Annotated in this window: 19 protein-coding genes; 10 read left to right on the top strand and 9 right to left on the bottom strand. The window is 34.1% G+C overall.

Annotated features, from left to right (window positions below; translation table 11 throughout):
* Position 1 precedes the first annotated feature (1 nt).
* The 8 genes from V7719_RS08430 to V7719_RS08395 all read right to left on the bottom strand — a co-directional run bounded on the left by V7719_RS08430 (position 2) and on the right by V7719_RS08395 (position 9,947).
* Positions 2-1,471: a DUF389 domain-containing protein gene (locus tag V7719_RS08430; protein ID WP_335729447.1), complete on the bottom strand. Its 1,470-nt coding sequence runs from the start codon at positions 1,469-1,471 to the stop codon at positions 2-4.
* Between the two features lie 3 nt (positions 1,472-1,474).
* A complete protein-coding gene (locus tag V7719_RS08425; RefSeq protein WP_335729446.1) occupies positions 1,475-2,554 on the bottom strand; it encodes a mannose-1-phosphate guanylyltransferase in 1,080 nt (359 codons plus the stop codon).
* Entirely contained in the window at positions 2,547-3,155 is a 609-nt protein-coding gene (locus tag V7719_RS08420; protein ID WP_335729445.1) for a SprT-like domain-containing protein, read from the bottom strand. The genes V7719_RS08425 and V7719_RS08420 overlap by 8 nt, the downstream gene beginning before the upstream one ends.
* Positions 3,156-3,163: 8 nt before the next feature.
* Entirely contained in the window at positions 3,164-7,195 is a 4,032-nt protein-coding gene (locus V7719_RS08415; RefSeq protein WP_335729444.1) for an FG-GAP-like repeat-containing protein, read from the bottom strand.
* A 146-nt stretch (positions 7,196-7,341) separates the two neighbouring features.
* A complete protein-coding gene (locus tag V7719_RS08410; protein WP_335729443.1) occupies positions 7,342-8,250 on the bottom strand; it encodes a TIGR01777 family oxidoreductase in 909 nt (302 codons plus the stop codon).
* A gap of 54 nt (positions 8,251-8,304) precedes the next feature.
* Entirely contained in the window at positions 8,305-8,979 is a 675-nt protein-coding gene (mnmD, locus tag V7719_RS08405) for a tRNA (5-methylaminomethyl-2-thiouridine)(34)-methyltransferase MnmD (RefSeq protein WP_335729442.1), read from the bottom strand.
* A gap of 6 nt (positions 8,980-8,985) precedes the next feature.
* Positions 8,986-9,432, bottom strand: a complete 447-nt coding sequence (locus V7719_RS08400; protein WP_335729441.1) for a hypothetical protein — start codon at positions 9,430-9,432, stop codon at positions 8,986-8,988.
* Complete coding sequence (locus V7719_RS08395) at positions 9,432-9,947, bottom strand: DUF4920 domain-containing protein (protein ID WP_335729440.1); 516 nt, start codon at positions 9,945-9,947, stop codon at positions 9,432-9,434. The genes V7719_RS08400 and V7719_RS08395 overlap by 1 nt, the downstream gene beginning before the upstream one ends.
* 118 nt (positions 9,948-10,065) lie before the next feature.
* Between V7719_RS08395 and V7719_RS08390 the strand changes: the two genes are divergently transcribed.
* Positions 10,066-11,139, top strand: a complete 1,074-nt coding sequence (locus tag V7719_RS08390; RefSeq protein WP_335729439.1) for a branched-chain amino acid aminotransferase — start codon at positions 10,066-10,068, stop codon at positions 11,137-11,139.
* Positions 11,140-11,174: 35 nt separating this feature from the next.
* Here the strand turns inward: V7719_RS08390 and V7719_RS08385 are convergent, their stop codons facing one another.
* A complete protein-coding gene (locus V7719_RS08385; protein WP_335729438.1) occupies positions 11,175-11,561 on the bottom strand; it encodes a nucleoside triphosphate pyrophosphohydrolase family protein in 387 nt (128 codons plus the stop codon).
* A gap of 360 nt (positions 11,562-11,921) precedes the next feature.
* Between V7719_RS08385 and V7719_RS08375 the strand changes: the two genes are divergently transcribed.
* The 9 genes from V7719_RS08375 (at position 11,922) to V7719_RS08335 (ending at position 21,999) form a co-directional block, all read left to right on the top strand.
* A complete protein-coding gene (locus tag V7719_RS08375) occupies positions 11,922-12,401 on the top strand; it encodes a hypothetical protein (protein ID WP_335729437.1) in 480 nt (159 codons plus the stop codon).
* Between the two features lie 37 nt (positions 12,402-12,438).
* Positions 12,439-14,253 (top strand): sensor histidine kinase, encoded by a 1,815-nt coding sequence (locus V7719_RS08370; RefSeq protein ID WP_335729436.1) that lies wholly within the window; start codon positions 12,439-12,441, stop codon positions 14,251-14,253.
* Between the two features lie 17 nt (positions 14,254-14,270).
* A complete protein-coding gene (locus V7719_RS08365) occupies positions 14,271-16,124 on the top strand; it encodes a tetratricopeptide repeat-containing sensor histidine kinase (protein ID WP_335729435.1) in 1,854 nt (617 codons plus the stop codon).
* The gene (locus V7719_RS08360; RefSeq protein WP_335729434.1) at positions 16,121-16,744 is read left to right on the top strand and encodes a response regulator transcription factor; all 624 of its coding nucleotides are present in this window, start codon (positions 16,121-16,123) and stop codon (positions 16,742-16,744) included. Before V7719_RS08365 ends, V7719_RS08360 begins: the two co-directional genes overlap by 4 nt.
* 78 nt (positions 16,745-16,822) lie before the next feature.
* Positions 16,823-17,239, top strand: coding sequence for a lipocalin family protein (locus V7719_RS08355; RefSeq protein WP_335729433.1), 417 nt, complete (start codon positions 16,823-16,825; stop codon positions 17,237-17,239).
* A gap of 30 nt (positions 17,240-17,269) precedes the next feature.
* Complete coding sequence (locus tag V7719_RS08350) at positions 17,270-17,458, top strand: hypothetical protein (protein WP_335729432.1); 189 nt, start codon at positions 17,270-17,272, stop codon at positions 17,456-17,458.
* Positions 17,424-17,639 carry a response regulator transcription factor gene (locus tag V7719_RS08345; RefSeq protein ID WP_335729708.1) on the top strand — a complete coding sequence of 72 codons (216 nt, stop codon included), beginning with the start codon at positions 17,424-17,426 and terminating at the stop codon, positions 17,637-17,639. The genes V7719_RS08350 and V7719_RS08345 overlap by 35 nt, the downstream gene beginning before the upstream one ends.
* 100 nt (positions 17,640-17,739) lie before the next feature.
* Positions 17,740-19,062 (top strand): DUF5723 family protein, encoded by a 1,323-nt coding sequence (locus tag V7719_RS08340; protein WP_335729431.1) that lies wholly within the window; start codon positions 17,740-17,742, stop codon positions 19,060-19,062.
* A gap of 108 nt (positions 19,063-19,170) precedes the next feature.
* The gene (locus V7719_RS08335) at positions 19,171-21,999 is read left to right on the top strand and encodes a leucine-rich repeat domain-containing protein (RefSeq protein WP_335729430.1); all 2,829 of its coding nucleotides are present in this window, start codon (positions 19,171-19,173) and stop codon (positions 21,997-21,999) included.
* The last annotated feature ends 11 nt before the right edge of the window (positions 22,000-22,010 follow it).

Here is a 22,010-nt window from a genome sequence, read left to right as displayed (position 1 = left end):
ACTAGTTCCGTCTAATAACAATTGTATCTACTTTTAATTCTTTCTGCAACCATTTTTGTAAAGCCTTTTCCTTTGCGATAACAATACTATCAGATAAAGCAACTTTCCATCTCACGTTGGCCACTGTTACCGTATCTATATTGATGAAATCTTTAGATTCCAGCATTTTAGAATATGCGAAGAATTCCAAATCATTAAATCGTACTTTAGCATCACGACATAAATTTGTAAAGGATATCGCTGTATTTGATGAATTTTCCGATTCTATCTGTTTATTCAAATTCGTGATATTGGCCTCAAGGTCTTCAACTTGTTTTTGAAGCCCTGAAATTATTAGATCCTTTTGATCTAAATCTTTTATTGCTCTATCATAAGCATCAACAATTTTATCAAAACTTCTATTCTTGTTGCCTTTAATCTCTAATTTAAAGTCCTTAATCTTTTCGTACTTCTTTATGTCATTTTTTAAATCTGCAATAATTGCCTCTGGTACTTCATCATTATAATATAAGGCAATGGTTTTCTCTTCGTAATTTGGTATACCCTCTTGGAACCAAAGCGCGCGGTTATCTACCTCTTCTTTAATAAAACTATTATAATCATTTTTAAGACCAGTGTCCTTTAGTACTTTTAAAAATGTTATCGTGGGGTAAATCATTACTAATACTGCAACTAAAGCAGCAAATCTGGCAATTCTTCTTCTTTTAACCGAATTTGCATATTTAAGCATTGGGAATCTTAATACTTTTAAGACTATAAACGTTGCCAAGGCAATAAATATGGTATTAATGGTAAACAAATTCATTGCGCCTAAGAAATAGGACCAATTCCCTTTTGCGAGTCCATAACCTGCCGTACACAATGGTGGCATTAAGGCGGTTGCAATAGCGACACCAAATATAACAGAAGCAATTGTTCCTTTTTTTGTTCGTGCAATGATTAGTGCTAAACCGCCAAAAAAGGCAATTAATACATCCCTAATATCTGGGCTTACACGACCTAAAAGTTCTGAATTATCCTCACTTAATGGAAAGAAATAGAAAAACAAAAATGCTGTTAATAAACTTAACACGATCATTATAGCTAAGTTTACAAGAGACCGCCTCAACGTATCAATATCGTTAATAGCAATTGCCATTCCAATACCAAGAATTGGACCCATTAATGGTGAAATCAACATGGCACCAATAACTACTGCTGTAGAATCTGCATTTAAACCTACTGATGCAACCATGATGGAGCATACTAAAATCCAAGCCGTTGCTCCTTTAAATGGAACATCTTCCTTTATCGCTGTAATAGTAGCATCTCTGTCTGTATCATCTCTAAAGTCTAAAAGCTCAGTCAAGAACTTTTTAGTACTTGCCCACAAGCCCTTAGCATCTTGCTTTACAGCTTCTTTACTTTGCTCTACTGCTGCATCTTTTTTAATCTCTTCTTCTGAGAAATCGAATTTATTCTCGTCACTCATATCTTATCCGTAATGTTCTCCAAATTTGTCTTTCACTTTTTGGAGTACTTTTTTAATATCTTGTTCTTTTGTCTTTGGAAAGATAAGCAAAACTTCGTCTTTATCGACAATGATATAATCTTGTAAACCATCAACCACCACCACTTTATCTGCTTTTGTTCGTATCATATTCCCCGAAGCATCTTCTGTTAAGGTTTGTGCATTCACAACAGCATTTCCACTGTTATCTTTATCGAGTTTATCATATAAACTTCCCCAAGTCCCTAAGTCATTCCAATCAAAAGTTGCTGGAATCACATAGACATTTTTAGAATGCTCCATAATGGCATAATCCACAGAAATATTTTCGGCCTTACCATAATTATCTCTTACAAAATCGTCTTCAAAATCGGTGTTATAGACTTCGCATCCCGATTCAAACAAACTGTAAAGTTCTGGTTGATTACTTTTAAATGCCTTTACTACACTTTTTACGCTCCACATAAAAATACCTGCGTTCCAAATAAAATTCCCTTGTGCTATAAACTGCTTAGCTGTTTCGTAATCTGGTTTTTCTCTAAACTGATTTACTTTCTTAATATTGTCTTGAGACGTCTTATCAAATTCGATATAACCATATCCTGTATTTGGAAATGTAGGCTCAATACCTAAAGTCATTAACGCATCATTTTGAGAACAAAAATCAAAAGCCTCTTCAACATTTTTAGTAAATGCATTTTCATCTTCAATCCAGTGATCACTAGGAGCAACAATCATAATCGCATCTTCATTCTCTTTTTGAATTTTCAACGAGGCATATAAAATACAAGGTGCTGTATTACGCATTGCTGGTTCTAAAACCACTTGTCGTTTAGTCACTTCTGGCAACTGCTCAAACACCAAATCGTTGTAACGCTCATTGGTTAGAATAAATATATTTTCCTTCGGGATCAACTTAGACAATCTATTAAAGGTCTTTTGTATTAAGGTATCACCTGTTCCCAACATATCGTGAAACTGTTTTGGAAAATCCTCCGTACTCACTGGCCAAAATCTAGACCCTACTCCTCCAGCCATTAATATGGCATAATAATTTTTATTCATTGAAATCTTTTAATAATTCTACCTCAGCATTGGGATTAAACAAATACAATCGTCCAGTTTTCACCTCAATACATTCATAACGCTTTACACGTTTATTTCCTCTTTTAAAAACTCTACCATTATACAATTTAAAAGTACTTCCAAAAGATACTTCAAAAATATAAGTTTTATCGTTAGGTTCATCAAATTGTTTTAGTGCCAATGCTAAATTTGCATCTGTATCACTACTTGCTTTAGGGTTTTTAAAATGTCTAGCTAGTAATGGTAATAATTCAGAAGGGAAAATTTCAGGATTTAAAAACGGTAACATTAAATGCTGAAATGTGCTTTTCCATTCAATTCCGTGAGGCTTAATAAGCCTTCCATAACTTTTATACGACTCAAAATGAGCAATTTCGTGAATGAGTGTGATTAAGAAACGATAGGTATTTAAATTTGAATTTATAGTAATTTGATGCTTTCCGTTGGGCAAACTTTTATAATCACCATGTCGCGTTTTTCGCTCTTGTTTGACTTTAACGGTCAAATTATCATGATTTAAAAGCGCTATAATCTTCGAAATTGCTTTTTGTGGAATATACTCTTGAAGCGTGTGTTGCATAAATACATTTATCCTTTTATGACTAGCATTTTTGATTCGTTATTAATATTCAGAAAATATAATCCTGCCGAAGTCCCTTCAGGAAGAATCAATTTGGTAACACTACCAAATCCGTTAAACTCTATTTTAAGAATATTTACTTGTCGGCCTCTAATATCAAATACCGTTATGATATCATCAACTAATGTATTAGTAATAAACACCTCATTGTTTGTTACAGGATTAGGATAAATAATTTGCTCGATGTTCTCTGGTTCAATAACATTTCCGCTAAAATAAGGCACAGCAAAATCAAAAGCATCATTCCCCACTTTTTCGCCAATTAATCGACCAGGAATATCATCTGCAGGTGGATGAATTCCACCCCAAATTCGCGATAAACTCGTTTGGTCTGATGCGTCTCTATAAGTTGCCCATTGCAATTTTATATCTACTGAAGGTCCTTGTTCAAATACCAAAAAGTCATTCTGCTTTGCAGTAAACTCTCCTAGTCCTCCTGGAAAAAACGGACTACCAGTAATCCTCGTTAATACTTCTGAAGCGGCTCTTGAATAGGTGGAATGTCCAGACACAAAACCTGCAAATGGTGGTGTCACAAAAGTTGGTCGTTGATATGGCCACCAATTTTCAGCAAGAATCCATCCAACGCCAGCAATATCTGTACTTTCGTCATCGATAAAATTTGGACCTCTCCACGTGTATAATTTTACTTTACCTACATTTTGATTTTCGTTGCCACGCAATGGATCTGTCGGACCTACAAGCTCAATATAACCTTCGAGCAATGGAATACCTGCGACATGATAGTTATCTAAAGATTCATCTGTACTTTGACCCAATACTGCCATATTTCGAATAGCAGAAACTGGCCTAACATAATCATACCAGCCTTTGATACTCCATGAAGAGATAGCCGAGTCATGCATCGCGCCTCCTAAAATGAAATAGGATTTCACATCCCATTCTAAATCTCCCAGCACTTCCCCTTCTCCTTCAAATTTTTTCTCCAATAATGGATGCTCGTTCACATAATTTAAAAGCGTGAACCAATGTCCTGGTGGTGTTTCAGACTCTGGACCATCTGCCCAAAATTCTGCTAACACTCTTGCATAATCTCCTCTTGGTACCATCTGCGATTCATAGGCTTGTCCAGTAATCGGATTTATAGCATGACCTTCTCCAATGTCGCCACCTTCAATCATATTGTAGAAATTAGGATAATCTTCGTAGTTGGTTGGAAATGTCGAAATATCAGTATTACCAATAGCGCTTGGCGAAATATCCCAAAGAACACCATCACTAGGATCGAGATGTGAACCCCAAATTGACACCATCGAAAAGCCTAATTTATAGGCATCACTTGAGACATCATTTGACGACAGATTTAAATATGGTGGATCTCCTGGATCGTTATACACTTTGTACTGATTGCCTTCGCGTTGAAACACATTACTATCATCGTCAGACATGGCAAACGGATAGACATTTCCCCATTCCGGACTTAAAAAATCTACAATAGATCCTGGAATTAAATTTCCGCTTTGATCAATAAAAGTATCTAAACTAAGTGGTTGCCAACGGTTGGGATCAAACATTAATTCGGTCGTTGGCAAATTTGGAGGTAAAGGTTGATTAACAGGAACATAATAAGCATTATCAAACCCTTCTAATTCTCTTGAACCATCACCATTTCCGTAGTTAATCAAGACTTGCGCAACATAATTACCAAATGCTGCTGCATTTCCAAACTCATATAAGGTAGAATTACTCGTGGTTTCATAACCTAATTGTTCCATCACTAAATCGAACAACTCTTGCAATTCTTCGACATTAGGAGAATTTTGAAATCGATATGTCAATAAGTGATACATGGCATAACTAATGGCTTTCTTTTGTGATGCTTCGACGCTTTCAGCTGGAACAAAATTTTGCAATTCTGTTGTGAAATTATTGACAGTATTTCCAATAAGATAAGGCCTGGCTTCATCATCATAAATCGCCCAAATATCATACATGGCAACACTGGAGTGAAACAAGTTTCTCGCATGAACTGTTGGTCGTGCAAAATCATTCCGAATCGCTTCCAACAACACTTCATTCCATAATCTCGCAATAGACACATCCTCTGGAATTTCTGCAGCACTAAGCGAAACTGTAATTTGTTGTTCTTCACTAAAACAACTGTCATTATTTTCTCTCACACTCAAGGTTCCCGTTTCATTTAAACCCCATTTTATAAATATTGTATCTGTATTTTGTCCATCAACAATCTCTCCTCCAGATACGATCCAATTGGCTGTCGAACCCAATGTAACTGGATAGATATACTGCTCTACTCTAAAAAAACCTGACGTTGTTGTCCCAGAGATTTGATTTGAATCTAAATAAGTACATGAACCATCATCTATGGTTGCATCTGGATTATATGTACACGAAAACGGATCTAAACAACCGTATATTTTCTGACTCGGAATGATCTCTAAAACCGTAATCCCTTCACCTTCTATAGCTCTTATAGTGGTATCTGCATTTAAATTCTGAAAGGTCTCCGTCAAACCTGAAGGCCATTTAATTTCTAACTCCAAAACTTGTATGTCTTCAGCTAAACCAAAATGAACCGCTTGCAGACTTTGGGATAAAAACCCTACACCTGTATAGTATCGTTTATAAATTCCAGAGCTGGTCGTTAGTGTCAAAGTCGTTCCAATAGCATCACGATTAGAAACTGTTCCTTGCAACATAATCTTCAACCAATGGTGTGTATTCTCTTCATCAAAATTGAGCAATTTATTTTCGTAAAAAATTGATTGCTGATCAGAATTAGTGACATAAATATCTAAATCACCATCATTGTCATAATCAAAATCTATAGCTTCAACGCTGACGGAAAGCGCATTAAAATTCACGTTTTCGGAGACATCTTCAAAACCTGAACCACCTTCAGAAGTCAAATTTTTATAATACACATTATTCTCGGTAGAGCGTTCTTCGAACTCAAACCCGTTAACGATTATCAGATCTTCGTCACCATCAAGATCAAAATCTGCAAATCGTGTTCCCCAAGCCCAACCAGTTCCTGAAATATTATTTGCTGCTCCAGCAAATTCAAACGTATTGGCTCCATTATTTTGTAGCAATGCATTTTCATCTATACCTGTAATAAATATATCAAAAGCACCATCAAGATTATAATCGGCATAGGCAATTCCCATATCGTCTAGCATATTATCCAAACCATAGGTTTGTGCATCTTCTAGAAATGAATCTCCGTTTTGATTAATGAACAGACTGTTAGGATCGTTAAAATCGTTAGTCACATATAAATCCATCCAACCATCATTATTGATATCTATAGGAAGTGCAGTATAGCTTGCTAAAGTATCTGTTGCTAACATATTGGTTTCTTCAGTGACATTAGTGAATGTACCATTTCCATTATTCCGGTAGAGCGAATTTGTGTCGCAAGCATCCCAATCGCTCACGTAGAAATCTAGAAATCCGTCGTTATTATAATCAAACCATGTAGCGCCTGTGTGTCTACATTCGCTGAGTTGATCTAAACCAGCACCTTCGGTGACTTCGGTAAAGATGCCATTTTGATTAATGAAGAGTTGTAGTTTTTCAGAATGCGTAAATAAAATATCTGGATAACCATCATTATTATAATCGCCCCAAGACACGCCATGTTTAAAGCCTTTGAGACCAAAGAAATCTTCAGACAAACTATTAAATGGCAATAAGTTGGTGAGACCGACTTCGGCTGTGACATCAGTAAACGTACCATTATTATTATTTCTGAAAAGTTTACTTTGAGTGGTAATATCGCCTTCTACATCTTGAGCAAGAGCCACAACAAAAATATCGAGGTCTAGGTCGTTGTCATAATCGGCTACAGCTACGCCATTATTATTTTGTAAATCTCCCAATCCTGAAGCCACTTGAACTTGCTCAAAAGTCTGTGCGCCAAGTGTTACAGAAACCAATAGAAACCCTAAAGCAAAAGCGCATGAAAGTTGATGAAAAAGTGTGTTTTTATTCACGAATACAATTTTTTATAAATATAAGGATTAATAAAAATTTACGCAGAACTACGTATTGATTATATCTATAAAACAACTAACTTCGATTTATTCCGAATAAAATTCACTAAAATTGAATTTATATTTAACAAATTCTAAAATCACTATCAACTAAAAATCTCCAAAAGCGCAGGTTTCAAATGATGATATTCGAAGTCAAAACCTTCGCCTTCTATTTTAGCTGCACTTACACGCTGGCTTTCAAATAATAGAATATGCATCTCACCTAAAACAAGTTTCATAGCCATTTTAGGAATATTTGGTAAGATTAATGGTCTGTGGAGTATTTTAGCAACTGCTTTGGTAAGTTCATTATTAGTCACCGAATTTGGAGCAACACCATTATAAACCCCCTCCAGTTTCTTAGTTGCAGTAAATACAAAGAGTCGTGATAAATCCTTAACATGAATCCAGGATTGCCATTGTGTCCCAATACCAAACGCTGTTCCAGCACCAAAACGTATTGGTTTTGCAATTTCGGGTAAGGCACCTCCTTTTTCTGAAAGTACTAAACCAATTCTAATTTTTGCGACTTTGATACCTAAAGAGGAAAAATCATCAACAGCCGCTTCCCATTTTTGAACCACCTGACCTAAAAACGAATCTGAAGTTTCAGTTTCAGTTTCTTCATAATAATTGGTCAGTGAATCTGGATATACACCAATGGCACTTGCCGAAATAATTTGTTTCACTGGAAAATTATGCTTAGCAATCGTTTCTCTCAAAAGTTTAGCTGTTTCTGTTCGGCTTTCGATAATGACTTGCTTATAACTGTCTGTCCAACGCTTGGAAATCGTCGCTCCAACCAAATTGATAATGGTATCAACTCCTTCAAAGCAATTGGAATCGATTTCATTGTTATCAGGATTCCAATAAAAGCCTTTATAATTATCCTCTTTGCTGAGTTTATTTTTTGATGTGGTAAGGTAATGGACGTTCAAGTTTTGGTCATGACAAACTTTTACAATTTCTTGACCAATTAAACCTGTAGCACCTGTAATTAATATCTTCTGCATAGCATTGCAAATTTACTGAAATCACAAACCAAGCACACAGATTTTAGTAAGGGTTTAACGTTTGATTGCTCTCATCATGTGGCGTTTTCCCGGAGGTCCTTGAAGCCGTTCAACTTCAAAACCTAAAGACTGTAATGTACGACGCACATGACCTATCGCGGCATAGGTCGTAAGCACACCATTTGGCTTTAAAGCGTTATACATAATTTTGAAGATATCTTCTGTCCAAAGCTCGGGTTGTACGCGTGCACCAAAAGCATCAAAATAGATCACATCATAGGTGTTTACGTCGGAAATATCTTTGAATAATTTCTGTTGCTTTTTAAGTGTAAATAGGTCAGAAATTTGATGTGATTCTTCCCAACCACAATTGTGAAGCTTCTTGAATTTATCAGAATCTATGTTCAATTCGGAAGGGTAATTTAATTGCTCTAGTTCTTCCGAAGAAATGGGAAAGGCTTCTACTCCAACATAGTTTATAGATTGATTGAGTTCTTCAGCTTTCAATAAGGTGAGTAAAGCATTTAAACCCGTACCAAAACCGATTTCTAAGACTGAAATTTCTTTATTGGATCTTGAAACAAGTTCAGAATAAAAAAGCAAACCACGATTGATATACACATGATTTGCTTCTTGTATGGCACCATGAACAGAATGGTATTGCTCATTCCATTCTTCAATTTGAATGGTTTTAGAGCCATCTGCTGTAGTGATTATTTTACGTTGCACACTGGTTTATTTAATCAACAACTTTTTAATCTTAGGTATAGGTCCTGTACACTCTGTTTTGTGACATGACAAACACATATTGATTGAGCTATTATAACGTTCTTTTACTGACAACATGGAGTCTTGCTTAAAGACTTGTCGTTGTACATCAATGAATTTAACTGAAAAATACTGAAAGGTTTCATTACGTAACTTAGTCTCTGATAACTCAGCCGAATGGATCTTTAAGAACTCCTCTGGAAATTCGCCAGAGAGTTCGTTTCCTGCTTCAATATCTGTTTTAAGCTGCATGTTATAAGCATACATACCTTTCATAAGGGTTGACATTTCAGAAGCTTGATATACATCATAGGTTTTAGTACCATCAGTGATGGTAACCTTATTTTCTACCTTTTCCGAAGAATTACAGCTTAAGAATAAGAATACAACTAGGCATTCTAAAAAAACTTTCATTAGTCTTCTTTTAAAAGCACACCATCTGCCTCAAAAGACAATGTTTTCTTTGGCTCAGTGATTTTAGCGATTTCTTCTGGAGTAGCTCCTCCATCTTCAGCATAGTGACGTTGTTCATCAACAGGCACTTCATTTACAAAAGCTTTACCGTTAATAATCACTTCTTTTCCTGCAATGTCTTTTGGCATGAAAAATCCGTAATCTTTAAACTTCACCATTACTTGTTCACCATCTGGCAAATCAAGCTTCATCCAGCATCCTTTAGCCTGACATACTTCATCAACTTTAGCGATCATTTTCGCGTCAATTGTATCACCTACAGACATACTTGCATAATGAACTGCCATACGTTTTGCAGGAAGTGCATCTGCTGCTGTAATTTCTTTTCCAAATGATGCAAAAGCAATATCTTGAGCTTCAGTTTCTACTTGCGCAACGTCTTCAGTTTTTTTATTTTCTTCTTTACAAGATACTAGGACTAAAACTACTAGTATTATTGAAAAAATATGTTTCATTTTGAGTGTAATTTAAATTAGGTTTTAATGTTACAAAGTTACATATTTTTTGTGAAGACATTATCTTTTATAACCCATGAAAATTGACTATTTTTGCACAACTAAATCACATCAAAAAATGTCAAATACATATACTAGTAATTTACACGTTGAAAAAGCTACGACATCTAAAATTAACGATGTTGACTTTGACAATTTACCCTTTGGAAAAATATTTACAGATCACATGTTTGTTTGTGATTTTGTAAATGGCGAATGGCAGCAACCTAAGATTATGCCATATCAAGCGATGTCTATGGAGCCTTCATCTCGTGTATTCCATTATGGGCAAGCTGTCTTTGAAGGTATGAAAGCATACAAAGATGATGATGGTCGTGTGTTCTTATTTCGTCCTGAAGAAAATTTTAAACGTATTAATAAATCCAGTGCGCGTTTAGCGATGCCTGAATTTCCGAAGGATTACTTTTTTGAAGGATTAACAACACTTTTAGATCTTGATAGAGATTGGGTACAGTCAGGCGTTGGCAACTCATTATACATAAGACCGTTTGTAATTGCAATAGACTCTGCAATAGCTGCAGCACCATCAGAAGACTATCGTTTTATGATTATTTGTGCTCCCGCTAAAGCTTATTATAAAGGGACTGTGAAAGTTCTAATAGCTGAACAATTTAGCCGATCTGCAAGTGGTGGCGTTGGATTTGCAAAAGCTGCTGGAAATTATGCCGCACAATTTTATCCTACTAGTTTGGCACAGAAAAAAGGGTATCAACAAGTCATTTGGACAGATGCTGACACGCATACATTTTTGGAAGAAGCTGGAACAATGAATGTGTTTTTTAGAATCAATGATACATTAATCACTGCGCCAATAAGTGATCGAATTTTGGATGGTGTAACGCGAAAAAGCTTATTACAATTAGCAGAAGATAATAACATCTCTTGTGAAGTAAGACCTATTAAAGTGAATGAACTTGTTGAGGCTTCTAAAAACGGAAGTTTAAAAGAAATCTTTGGAGCTGGAACTGCTGCAGTTATTAGTCCGATTGAAGGCTTCGAGTATCAAGACACTTATTATGATCTTCCTGAAATTGGAGAAGCATCTTATTCTAGTGTGCTGAAACAAAAAATGTTATACATCCAGCATAATCTTAGTGAAGATAAACATAGCTGGAGACTAGAAATAAAATAATATCAATAAAAAAAAGAGCCAAATGGCTCTTTTTTTTATGACTCTAATATCTCTTTGATATGCGGTTTAAAATAATTCGGCCCTTTTAAGACTTTCCCATCTTCTCTATAGATTGGTTCTCCATCCTCACCTAACTTACTCATGTTACTGCGTTGAATTTCATTAAACACCTCTTCAATTTTATATTGAAGGCCATGTTCTATAATGGTTCCGCAAAGAATATAGAGCATATCGCCAAGTGCATCTGCAACTTCTACCAAATCGTTATCATTAGCAGCTTCAAGGTATTCTTCGTTTTCTTCACGCATTAATTTGTAACGCAACATGTTTTTATCGATTCCTAAATCGGCTTTTGGTGTCTCTCTATGACCTATTTTAAATGCGGTGTGGAATGCTTTAACTGCTTCTATTTTATTCTTCATTTTAATTGTCTTAATTTTGCATAAAAATAGCTATATGTTTACTAATGGTCAATTGATTTTCGGAATTTTATTTGCAATAGCATTTGCTATCATCATTTTTCTTGCCTACCGAAAAGACCTAAAATTGCACAAAAAATATTATAAAGGAAGCATTTGGGTATTGGTCGCTTTTATTGCCTTTATTGCGATGATAGCCGCAATTAAATTTATGTTTGTCTAGTTATTTTTATTCTTACGTCGGAAATTTCTTCTTAAATCTCGTTTTTTTTGTAACTTATTAGCTTGATATACCTGCTAATGGGTATGTTTTGATGTAGTCCTACTTCGCATCTTTGTGCTATTAATTAAAACTATAATATTATGTACTTACCAATTGATTCAAATAATTCTGGATTCCAATTAGTTCATATCGATCTTAAATATGGCTATGGAATTGCATGCAAATTTAAATTTTACACCAACGCTAAAGACGAAGAAGTCTTTGATATTACACAATTTAGACGTGTTATGAAGTCTAAAACTGGAATGGCTTTTCAGGCCATGGAGGAAATAGGGCCTACTACTGTAGGAAATCAGCATGACAAATATGGCTACCAGATGAAGGTTAAATTACCACCTGGAGACTATGATATAAGTGATATAAGAACAGAATGCTGTAATTGTGCTTATGTAAAAAAGCCAGCTCATCAAACAGAAGTTAAAAAGGAAAATATTATTGACATCCATATTGAAGAGTCAGGTAATATAGATGTATCGTTTGAACATGAGTCAAATGATGCTGGCAATTTTGAAGTATTTACAAGACATGGTACTGGTGTTTGTCTTTTCTATGTAATATAATTTGAACACTAAAACCTCATTATTAATCATTACTGTCTTGCTGAGTATAACATTTAGTTCTGCTCAGCAACTACATGATTATATAGAACAATTAAAAATCTATGATTTAGAGTCTTTAAAAACTAAAGGAGCTTTTAAAAACCTACGACAAATAGAAAGTAAATACATTTCTGCTCAGTTAGATTTAATTACTAAATGTCAAGTAAAAGAACCGGATAGTCTAACTGATATTTCATATGAAAATAATCAAACTTTAAAAAATATATTAAAAGGAGATTACCATTTATTCAAAGAAAACGCTAATGATTCGTTAGCGTTTGATTTTTACATCAAAGCACTTAATAGTGCTGAAGAACAAAAAGATACAATATTAGTTGCAGAGTCTTGTCGAAAAATAATGAACCTATTATTTAAAAGCCGGACCATCATAGAAGTCTATCCCATTTATTTAAATATCTATAAAAACTACCTCTATGATGACAATGAAAAAGCCAATTATATTTTTCATTATTATAATCATTCTTCTGCGATTTCGGGAATAGAAACGATCAAAGAACTAAAAGATGGACTTCGTATAGCTAACAAAACGAATAACACATTTCTAAAAGCCAAATACAATCAATTAATAGGTCTATTCTATCAATACTACAAAAAGGAGTTAGACTCAGCTTTAGTTTATCAATTCAAAGCTAAAAAGTTAATGGAATCAAAAGATCATCAGTTTTTTGTTAATGAGATGTTTGGTATACATGCAAATATTGGTTTAGCCTATCAACAACAAAACAAATTAGAACTAGCAGATAAATATTTTATTGAAGCCAATAAAGTTAAGATTCTAGATTATAGATATGTTGAAAAAGTAAAAATCAGAGAGTTATTATCTACAAATGCCTATTTACAAGAGGATTACCAAAAGGCATATGATCTACTCATTGACAGAAACAAATTCATGGATACTTTGAATGAGTATTCAAAGGCTGAAAAATTAAATGAGATTAACACTAAGTATAAAACTGAAAAGAAGGCTAAAGAGAATCTAAAATTAAAAACTGACATTGAAAAAAAAGATAGACAAAGACGCAATTTATGGATTGGTTCAATTGCTTTTTTACTTATCGGAAGTAGTTTAGCCTTTTTAATTCAACAAAACACAAAACGTAAACAAAAGTTAGCCGAGCAAGAAAAAGAACTCGAAACCCAAAAACTAGCAACCGTTCTCAAAGAACAAGAATTGACTTCTATTGACGCCATGATTGAAGGTCAGGAAAAAGAAAGACAACGCATTGCTAACGATTTGCATGATGATTTGGGCGGGCTTATGGCCACTGTAAAACTACATTTCAATGCTTTAAAAGATAAACAAACACCAGAGTTGTACACCAAAACCAATGAACTAATAGATGAAGCTTATCAAAAGATAAGAACCGTTGCACATGCCAAAAACTCGGGCGTGATTGCCAAACAAGGACTTTTAAAAGCCATCAATGAAATGGCTGAGAAAGTTTCCGCATCAAACAAGTTAGCGATTGAGGTTATAGATCACGGATTGGAAAACAGACTTGAGAATAGTTTAGAGTTAACCATTTTTAGAATAGTTCAAGAGTTAATCACAAATGTTATTAAACATGCCAATGCTACCGAAGTATCTATTCATATGACCAACCATGACGATTCCTTAAATATTATGGTCGAAGATAATGGCAAAGGGTTTAATCCAAGTCAAGTGACTAAAACAAACAAAGGCATGGGAATTAGTAGTATTGACAAACGAATTGAGCATTTGAATGGTAAATTAACCATTGAGTCAGAAATAAATAATGGAACCACTATAATTATTGATATACCAACCTAGTACAAAAATTAAATTATATGAAAATTAAATTGAGGCTAGTAATACTTATCGTTTTCATTTCAATTAATTGTTATGGTCAAAAAAGCAAAGACTCATTACTAACAATTTGGAACAATACAAAATTGGTAGATACGGTAAGAGCAAATGCCTATAAATATTTTATTGATGATTATTACTTAGGGAGTAAAACAGACAGCGCATATGCTATGACTCTAGATCTAATAGATTTCACAAAAGACCATAATCTAAAAAAGCAGAAAGCTGATGCCTTGATTCTCTTAAGTGATGTTGTAACTGTTTTTGGTAATAATGCCGAAGCTACAAAAAGCCTAAATGAAAGTTTATCACTGTACACAGAATTAAACAACAAAAGAGGAATGGCTATGGCCATTAGAGGTTTAGGCATTTCCTATAGAAAAATATTTAATCTAGATGAAGCAAAAAAATATTTCGAAAAAAGTCTTCAAATAAGTCGGGAACTAAAAGATACATTATTAATGTCTAAAGCATTATTGAGTATAGGTAATATTTATGATTGGCGCTATAAATCAGATACTGCTCTGGAATATTTTCGTCAAAGTCGAGAATTAGCTAATTTAACAAATAACAAATATGAAGAAGCTGTAGCTATTATTAATATGGCCAGTTCATATAACCAAAAGAAAGAATTTGAATTGGCTAAAAAAGAAATAGACAATGCTATTCAAATTGGTACAGACATAAATGATTTTAACATTCTTTCAAATGCTTACAGTAATCTCAGCCATATTTATTTTAAGAAGAAACAATATGATAGCTTAATTACAACAGCAAATAAAATGCTTCATTATGCAGAAAACATTTCTCTTAAAAGTGGAATTGATGGTGCATACTACTATTTTTTTGAAGCTTATAAAGGAAAAAAGGATTTTGATCTTACTATGAAATATCATGAGTTAAGGAGACAATATCGTACTACTGTTGATGATCATGCAAATATAAAGACACTAGAGAAAATGAAAATTGACAATCATAGAACACAAGATAGTCTAGTTAATGTTGCTACTGAATTAAAGACTGAAATGGCATACCAGAATGAAAGAACTAATCTCACTTTAGCTTGGGGAGGGAGCTTGTCTGCTATGTCAATCTTCGCTTTTCTGATTTTCAAAAACACAAAACGTAAGCAACGTAAAGCTGAAAAAGAACATCAAGACCAAATTGATGAAAAAGAAAAAATTCTAAAAGATTTAGAGTTAACCACCATTGATGCAATGATTGCGGGACAAGAAAAAGAGCGTGAACGATTAGCTTCAGATTTACACGATAGTGTTGGTGCAACTCTAGCAGCTGCAAAACTGCAATTTGAATATCTCATAAACAACCAAATCGATATAAAAACCTCAGAAGCTTTTATAAAAAAAACGAGCACATTACTCGAAGATGCCTATGTTGAAATACGCTCAATGGCACATTTAAAAAACAGTGGTGTAATGGCTAAAAATGGGTTATTACCAGCTATTGAAAAACTATCACTGAACGCATCTGGAATTAACGGTCTTACCTTTGAAGTACAAAGTTTTGGCTTAGACCAGCGCTTAGAAAACACATTAGAAATTTCTGTTTTCAGAATTATTCAAGAACTGATTACAAATATTATTAAGCATGCAAATGCTACCAAAGGAATGATACATCTTACCAATCATGAAGACAATTTAAATATTATGGTTGAAGATAATGGCAAAGGGTTTAATCCACATCAGATTACAAAGTCTAATGCAGGAATGGGAATAAATAGTATAGATAAACGTGTAGAACACTTAGATGGTAAATTAACCATTGAGTCAGAAATAAATCAAGGAACAACTATAATAATAGACTTACCAATATGATACGATTAGCCATAGCAGAAGATCATCAATCACTTATTGATGGCATAAAATTGCTTTTAGAATATGAAGAAGATATTTCAATCGTTGGCACAGCTAATGATGGTGAAGAGTTATTAAAGATTGTTGAACTAAAACGCCCAACCGTTGTTCTTACAGATATTAGAATGCCAAAAATGGATGGTATTGAAGCCGCCAAACATATAAAAAAATCAAATCCGCATATCAAAGTCCTAGCCTTCTCCATGTTCGATCAAACCGATGCGATACAACAAATGCTTGATGCAGGTGCAACGGGTTACATTTTGAAGAACTCTGCACTTTCAGAAGTTTTAAATGCCATTCGAACTGTTGCTAAAGGCGAGACCTATTTTGATGCCAACATCAATACCAATGCTTTAGCTTCAGAAAACAAAACTAAAAAGAAAGGACTCTTAACTAAACGCCAAATTCAAATTTTAGAGCTTATCGCCTTAGGCAAAACTTCTAGAGAAATCGCTGATGAATTATTTATTGGAGTGCACACAGTTGATACACATCGTAAAAATATGGCTCGCATTCTAGGTTTACAAGGTAAAGGAGAGCTTATGAGATATGCCTTAGAAAAAAAATATCGTTTTTAAATTTACCCAATACTAGGGATTTTTTATTATTGAGACCTTTCTTACATTGTGACCTATTAATTTAATAAAACCAAACTTATGAATCATTTAAAAAAATTATTTGTATTAACATTTATTGTAATAACTGCATTTGCTTGCAGTAATGATGATGACAACTCAGATGATACAACAGCACAAAACCAAGCTAACATTATTGGAATATGGAAATGGGTTTCTTCAACTGAAAATGGTACTGACATACCCTTAGACGAATGTGAAATATTATTTACACTCACAATCACTTCGGCACAAGTCACAAGCACAGATTTTTACGGTGTAGATTGTACAATGGTAGACACATTTACTGTTGATTATACTATTAATGGTAATACGGTTAGTATTACTGAAGAAGGAGAAACGTATACTTCTGAAATTACTACATTAAACAGTACCACACTTACTATAAAAGAAGTAGATGGCAGTGATGTTTATACTGACACATATACTAGACAATAACAATATGAAGATACTATTTATATAAAAGGCATGTCTTTTTCTCTAATGCTAATGCTTTCAATTCATGCATCAGCACAAGAAGACAGCACAAGGGTAAAAAACATTAAACCTTTACCTCTAGGAGTAAAGGTTTACGTCCCAAATATAATAACTGCTAATGCCAATATTAACACCAATGTCTTAGATTCAGAAAACGAAAAAGAAAGGACTCTTAACTAAACGCCAAATTCAAATTTTAGAGCTTATCGCCTTAGGCAAAACTTCTAGAGAAATCGCTGATGAATTATTTATTGGAGTACACACAGTTGATACACATCGTAAAAATATGGCTCGCATCTTAGGGCTTCAAGGTAAAGGTGAATTGATGCGCTATGCTTTAGAGAAAAAATACAAATTCTAAATAGAGAGCTATATCCATAAATACCTAATATTGGGTATTGTTTTTAGGTACAATGATTTCATAGATTTACATCACTATTAACCAATCAATTACAATCTATATGAAATCCATTAAAATCGTATTTCTATTACTCTTATTATGCCTCGTCAATTCAGTAAATAGTCAAAACTACATAGGTCATACCGTAGATAATTATTCAGGTATTAACGGTGTTACTGATAACCCTTCTAACATTGTAGGTTCAAATTTCAGAGCTGACATCAACATAATTTCGTTAAGTGCTTTTGGTGGTAGTGACTATTTTGGAATTAACGTTAGTGATATTCTAGGTGGTGATGGTTTTGATATTGAAGAAGACTCAGAACGATTTCCGAGTAATACTAACAACTTTTTCTTCAATGCAGATGTCGTAGGTCCTTCATTTATGTTTAATCTCAATGAGAAAAGTAGTATTGGAATTATCACACGTGGAAGAGCCTTTGTTAATATCAATGATATTAGTGGAGAGCTTTTTGAAACTATTGAAGATGACTTTGAATCTGAAGATGACTTTGATTTCAACTCTGAAAATTTAAGTGGAACCATACATGCTTGGTCAGAAATAGGATTAGCCTACGGAAGACTAATAATGAATAAACCAAATCACATACTGAAAGCAGGTGTGACATTAAAATACATACAAGGTGCTGGGGCTCTGTTTTTGAGTAGCCCAGGATTAGAAGGACAATATACATCTGCTTCTGAAACTTTAGCTACGCAAGGAACTCTAAATTATGGAAATACAAGTGATTTTGATGAAGACGATATCGATTTTAGTAACCTTACTAGTGGTTTTGGACTCGATTTAGGTTTTACATACCAGTGGCATCCTAATAGGGATAATGATACAATTCCTACATATAGAGATAAATATAAGTTGAAAATCGGCCTTTCTGTAACCGATATTGGGTCTATAAATTATAAGGATGCTGAAACAACAATTTATGATTTAAATAATACAGTAGATACATCAACCTTTGATGAAGATATTGAAGATTTTCTTGATAATAATTACAATAACACAGCATCAAATCAGGACACAAAAATACAGTTACCTACAGCCTTACACTTTTTGGTAGATTACAGAATATCTAATAAATGGTTGGTAAGCGCACAGGCAAATCTTTCTATGGTAAAAAAAGGAAATGAGTTAAACAACTCCATCCTAAATACTGTTACTGTAGCACCAAGACTTGAGACAAAATGGTTTAGTTTCTATGCGCCATTGAGTATTAGACAATACGGTGATTTTGCATTTGGAGGAGGTTTCCGATTTGGCCCATTAACAATTGGTTCTGGTTCTATATTTAGTAATCTACTATCAGATAGTTCAAAAACTACCGATCTGTTTGTAGGCTTAAAAGTGCCATTATATCGAAAATAAAAGCATGAGACTTATCTCTTAAAAATACCTAGTACTAGGTATTTTTAATGAAAAATAGAATCTTACCTTTATTAAAGCTATTAATTCAACCTTTTTAAACCGTTAATTATGAAGAGATTACTACTCGTTTTGACTGCCCTAATATTAACCTCTATTTGCTTTTCACAAGTTCCCACAAATGACTTGATTGAAAATGCAATCGAAATTGACCCATCAAGTTATAGTGATGAAAATCTACGTTTAGATTTGGCCACCACTACTGGAATAGAACCAACAGGGTGCGGAACTGGCACCTTTACAAAGGTATATTACAAATTCACTGCAACTGTCGATGGAGACGTCAGTGCTGTGCTATCAGATATGATTAGTACACCTATCACTCAAAGTTTTGTTATTTTCTATACTGCGTCTGATTTAAATGAAACGGATGAATCACAACTTAACATTGCTTCAGATTGCGTCTTGGCAAGTACAAGTAATTTAACTGTAACTGCTGGTCAATCGTATTATGTGCAAGTGCATAGACTTGATGCCGATGCCTTATCTAGAATTACCTTTTCTTTTACATCTCCGCCACCCAACGATTTAATAGAAAATGCCATTGAAATTACAGAGGCCAACTTTAATGATGAAAATTTGCGTTTAGATTTAGCAACAACAAACGGTATAGAGCCACTTGATTGTGGAACTGGTACATATGCTAAAGTCTATTATAAATTTACAGCAACAACCAACGGAACTGCTCAATTTTTCTTATTCCCTCAAAATGGTGGACCAGTTACTGGTAATGCTTTCGTAATTATCTATTCAGCTGCAGACCTTAATGTAAACTCAGAAGCAGATTTATCAGTGGTTTCAAATTGTGCTTTTGAAACACAACCCTCAATTAATATTGTTGACGGTCAGTCTTATTACGTACTTGTACATAGGGATGCTATTGGTGAATTATCAAGGGTACAGGGAACTATTTCACAAGATGGAACTCCAGAAGAACGTCAAGCATTAATAGATTTGTATAATTCTGCAAATGGTGCTAACTGGCCTTTTAACACCAATTGGAATACTTCTGCACCTCTTTCAGATTGGACAAATGTGACTGTAGAAAATGGTCATGTGACATCTGTTGTTATATCTGGTTTTGGAGCAACAGGAAGCTTACCAAGTTCACTTTCGGATTTGACATTTTTAGAAACTGCCGATTTTGGATTAAATAATTTATTCGGAGAAGTGCCAGATTTAAGTGGGATTTCTACTCTAGAAGTATATGATGTCGATTCTAATAATTTTTCGGTTGGAGATCTTGAAACACACTTCGCCAATAATTCTACTCTACTAGATTTTAGATATATATTTCAGACAACTCTAGATCCTATTATAAATTTTGAACCCGTTCTGGGATCAGATTACACACTTTCTGTTACTCCTGATACAGGATCAAATGTTAGCTATCAATGGTATAAAGACCGTGGATTCAATAATGCAAATATTCTTATAAGTGGAGCTACAAACGCCACATTCGAATTAACAAATATACAGTCTGCCGATATAGATACTTATGGGTGTTATATCACAAGTACGACTTTACCTAGTTTATTAATTCAACGTTCACTTATAAATTTAACAGGTCCAGTAAGCCAGCAAGAAAGAGACGCTTTAATTGCATTTTATAATGCAACTGATGGTGATAATTGGACAGATAATACCAATTGGTTAAGTTCTGAACCCGTAGGAACTTGGAAATTTATTAAGACTAGAGGAAATAAAGTTATAGAAATAAGCATTTTTGGTGATGCAGCCTTGAATGGGGAATTACCTACTGAAATAGGAGACTTAATATATTTGGAAATGCTAAATATAGGTGTAGAAGAGGGTTTAATTGGGGAATTACCCACTAGCTTAGGAAATCTTACTCAACTACAAAGGTTGCGTATTCAGTTAACTGGAAATACAGGAGCGATACCATCTAGCGTTGGAAATCTATCAAATTTATGGGAACTTAGAATCATAGCTACAAGTATGACAGGTGATTTACCTTCTACATTAGGAAATCTTTCAAGTTTAACAGATATGACGCTTTTTGGACAACGCGTTTTTGCTTCGGGCCAAAATTTTACAGGAACTATTCCAGCATCTTTTGGCGATCTAACAAATCTAGATATATTAGATTTACGAGGTAACAGCTTTAATGGACAAGTCCCTAACAGTTTAAGTAGTTTAACAAATTTACGTAGTCTACTTTTAAATGATAATGATTTAGTAGGACCTTTACCTGATTTCTCAGGTAATATAAATCCAACACCATCAATTCAAGTTGAAAATAACTTTTTTGATTTTAGTGATTTAGAACCATTAATAAATAATGGGGTTCCTTATGCATATATTAGTTATTCGCCACAACGCACTCTAGATGTAGAACTAGAAATAGAATCTCTTCCTGGAGTAGATATTACTTTAGATGTTAATGACACCGATATTAACAGGGAACCTCAGGATACTGCTATGAATAACGAGTATCAATGGTATAAAGACGAGGTTGCTATAAGTGATGCTAATGCCGACACCTATACTATTGTTAATGCTCAAATATCTGACAGCGGCGTTTACTATTGTGAAATTACGAATACGACACTTCCAGGCTTGGTTATTATTAGAGCAAATATTACTTTGATTATCGATGATAGTCTTAGTAATTCAGAATTTGAATCTGAGGACTTTAGAATCTATCCAAATCCAGTAATAAATTGGTTAACTATCGACTTAGCTAATTCATCAAACGCAAACATTGTATTGTATGACAGTACAGGTAAATTAATCCTAACTCGCGACATCACTTCAACTATACAAGCATTAGATATTAGTCAGCTCGCTAGCGGCATGTATCTACTAACGATAACTTCTGAAGATAAAAAAGTCACAAAACGCGTCATAAAACATTAGTTAGTTTTGGC

The organism is Psychroserpens sp. (assembly GCF_036960315.1).
In the GTDB taxonomy this organism is placed as follows: domain Bacteria; phylum Bacteroidota; class Bacteroidia; order Flavobacteriales; family Flavobacteriaceae; genus Psychroserpens.
This window is presented reverse-complemented; position numbering and strand designations above follow the sequence as displayed.

Coding starts and splice junctions, on each gene's coding strand:
- V7719_RS08430 (WP_335729447.1), bottom strand. CDS start 1,471: ATGAGTGACGAGAATAAATTCGATTTCTCAGAAGAAGAGATTAAAAAA.
- V7719_RS08425 (WP_335729446.1), bottom strand. CDS start 2,554: ATGAATAAAAATTATTATGCCATATTAATGGCTGGAGGAGTAGGGTCT.
- V7719_RS08420 (WP_335729445.1), bottom strand. CDS start 3,155: ATGCAACACACGCTTCAAGAGTATATTCCACAAAAAGCAATTTCGAAG.
- V7719_RS08410 (WP_335729443.1), bottom strand. CDS start 8,250: ATGCAGAAGATATTAATTACAGGTGCTACAGGTTTAATTGGTCAAGAA.
- V7719_RS08400 (WP_335729441.1), bottom strand. CDS start 9,432: ATGAAAGTTTTTTTAGAATGCCTAGTTGTATTCTTATTCTTAAGCTGT.
- V7719_RS08395 (WP_335729440.1), bottom strand. CDS start 9,947: ATGAAACATATTTTTTCAATAATACTAGTAGTTTTAGTCCTAGTATCT.
- V7719_RS08390 (WP_335729439.1), top strand. CDS start 10,066: ATGTCAAATACATATACTAGTAATTTACACGTTGAAAAAGCTACGACA.
- V7719_RS08385 (WP_335729438.1), bottom strand. CDS start 11,561: ATGAAGAATAAAATAGAAGCAGTTAAAGCATTCCACACCGCATTTAAA.
- V7719_RS08375 (WP_335729437.1), top strand. CDS start 11,922: ATGTACTTACCAATTGATTCAAATAATTCTGGATTCCAATTAGTTCAT.
- V7719_RS08365 (WP_335729435.1), top strand. CDS start 14,271: ATGAAAATTAAATTGAGGCTAGTAATACTTATCGTTTTCATTTCAATT.
- V7719_RS08360 (WP_335729434.1), top strand. CDS start 16,121: ATGATACGATTAGCCATAGCAGAAGATCATCAATCACTTATTGATGGC.
- V7719_RS08355 (WP_335729433.1), top strand. CDS start 16,823: ATGAATCATTTAAAAAAATTATTTGTATTAACATTTATTGTAATAACT.
- V7719_RS08350 (WP_335729432.1), top strand. CDS start 17,270: ATGTCTTTTTCTCTAATGCTAATGCTTTCAATTCATGCATCAGCACAA.
- V7719_RS08340 (WP_335729431.1), top strand. CDS start 17,740: ATGAAATCCATTAAAATCGTATTTCTATTACTCTTATTATGCCTCGTC.
- V7719_RS08335 (WP_335729430.1), top strand. CDS start 19,171: ATGAAGAGATTACTACTCGTTTTGACTGCCCTAATATTAACCTCTATT.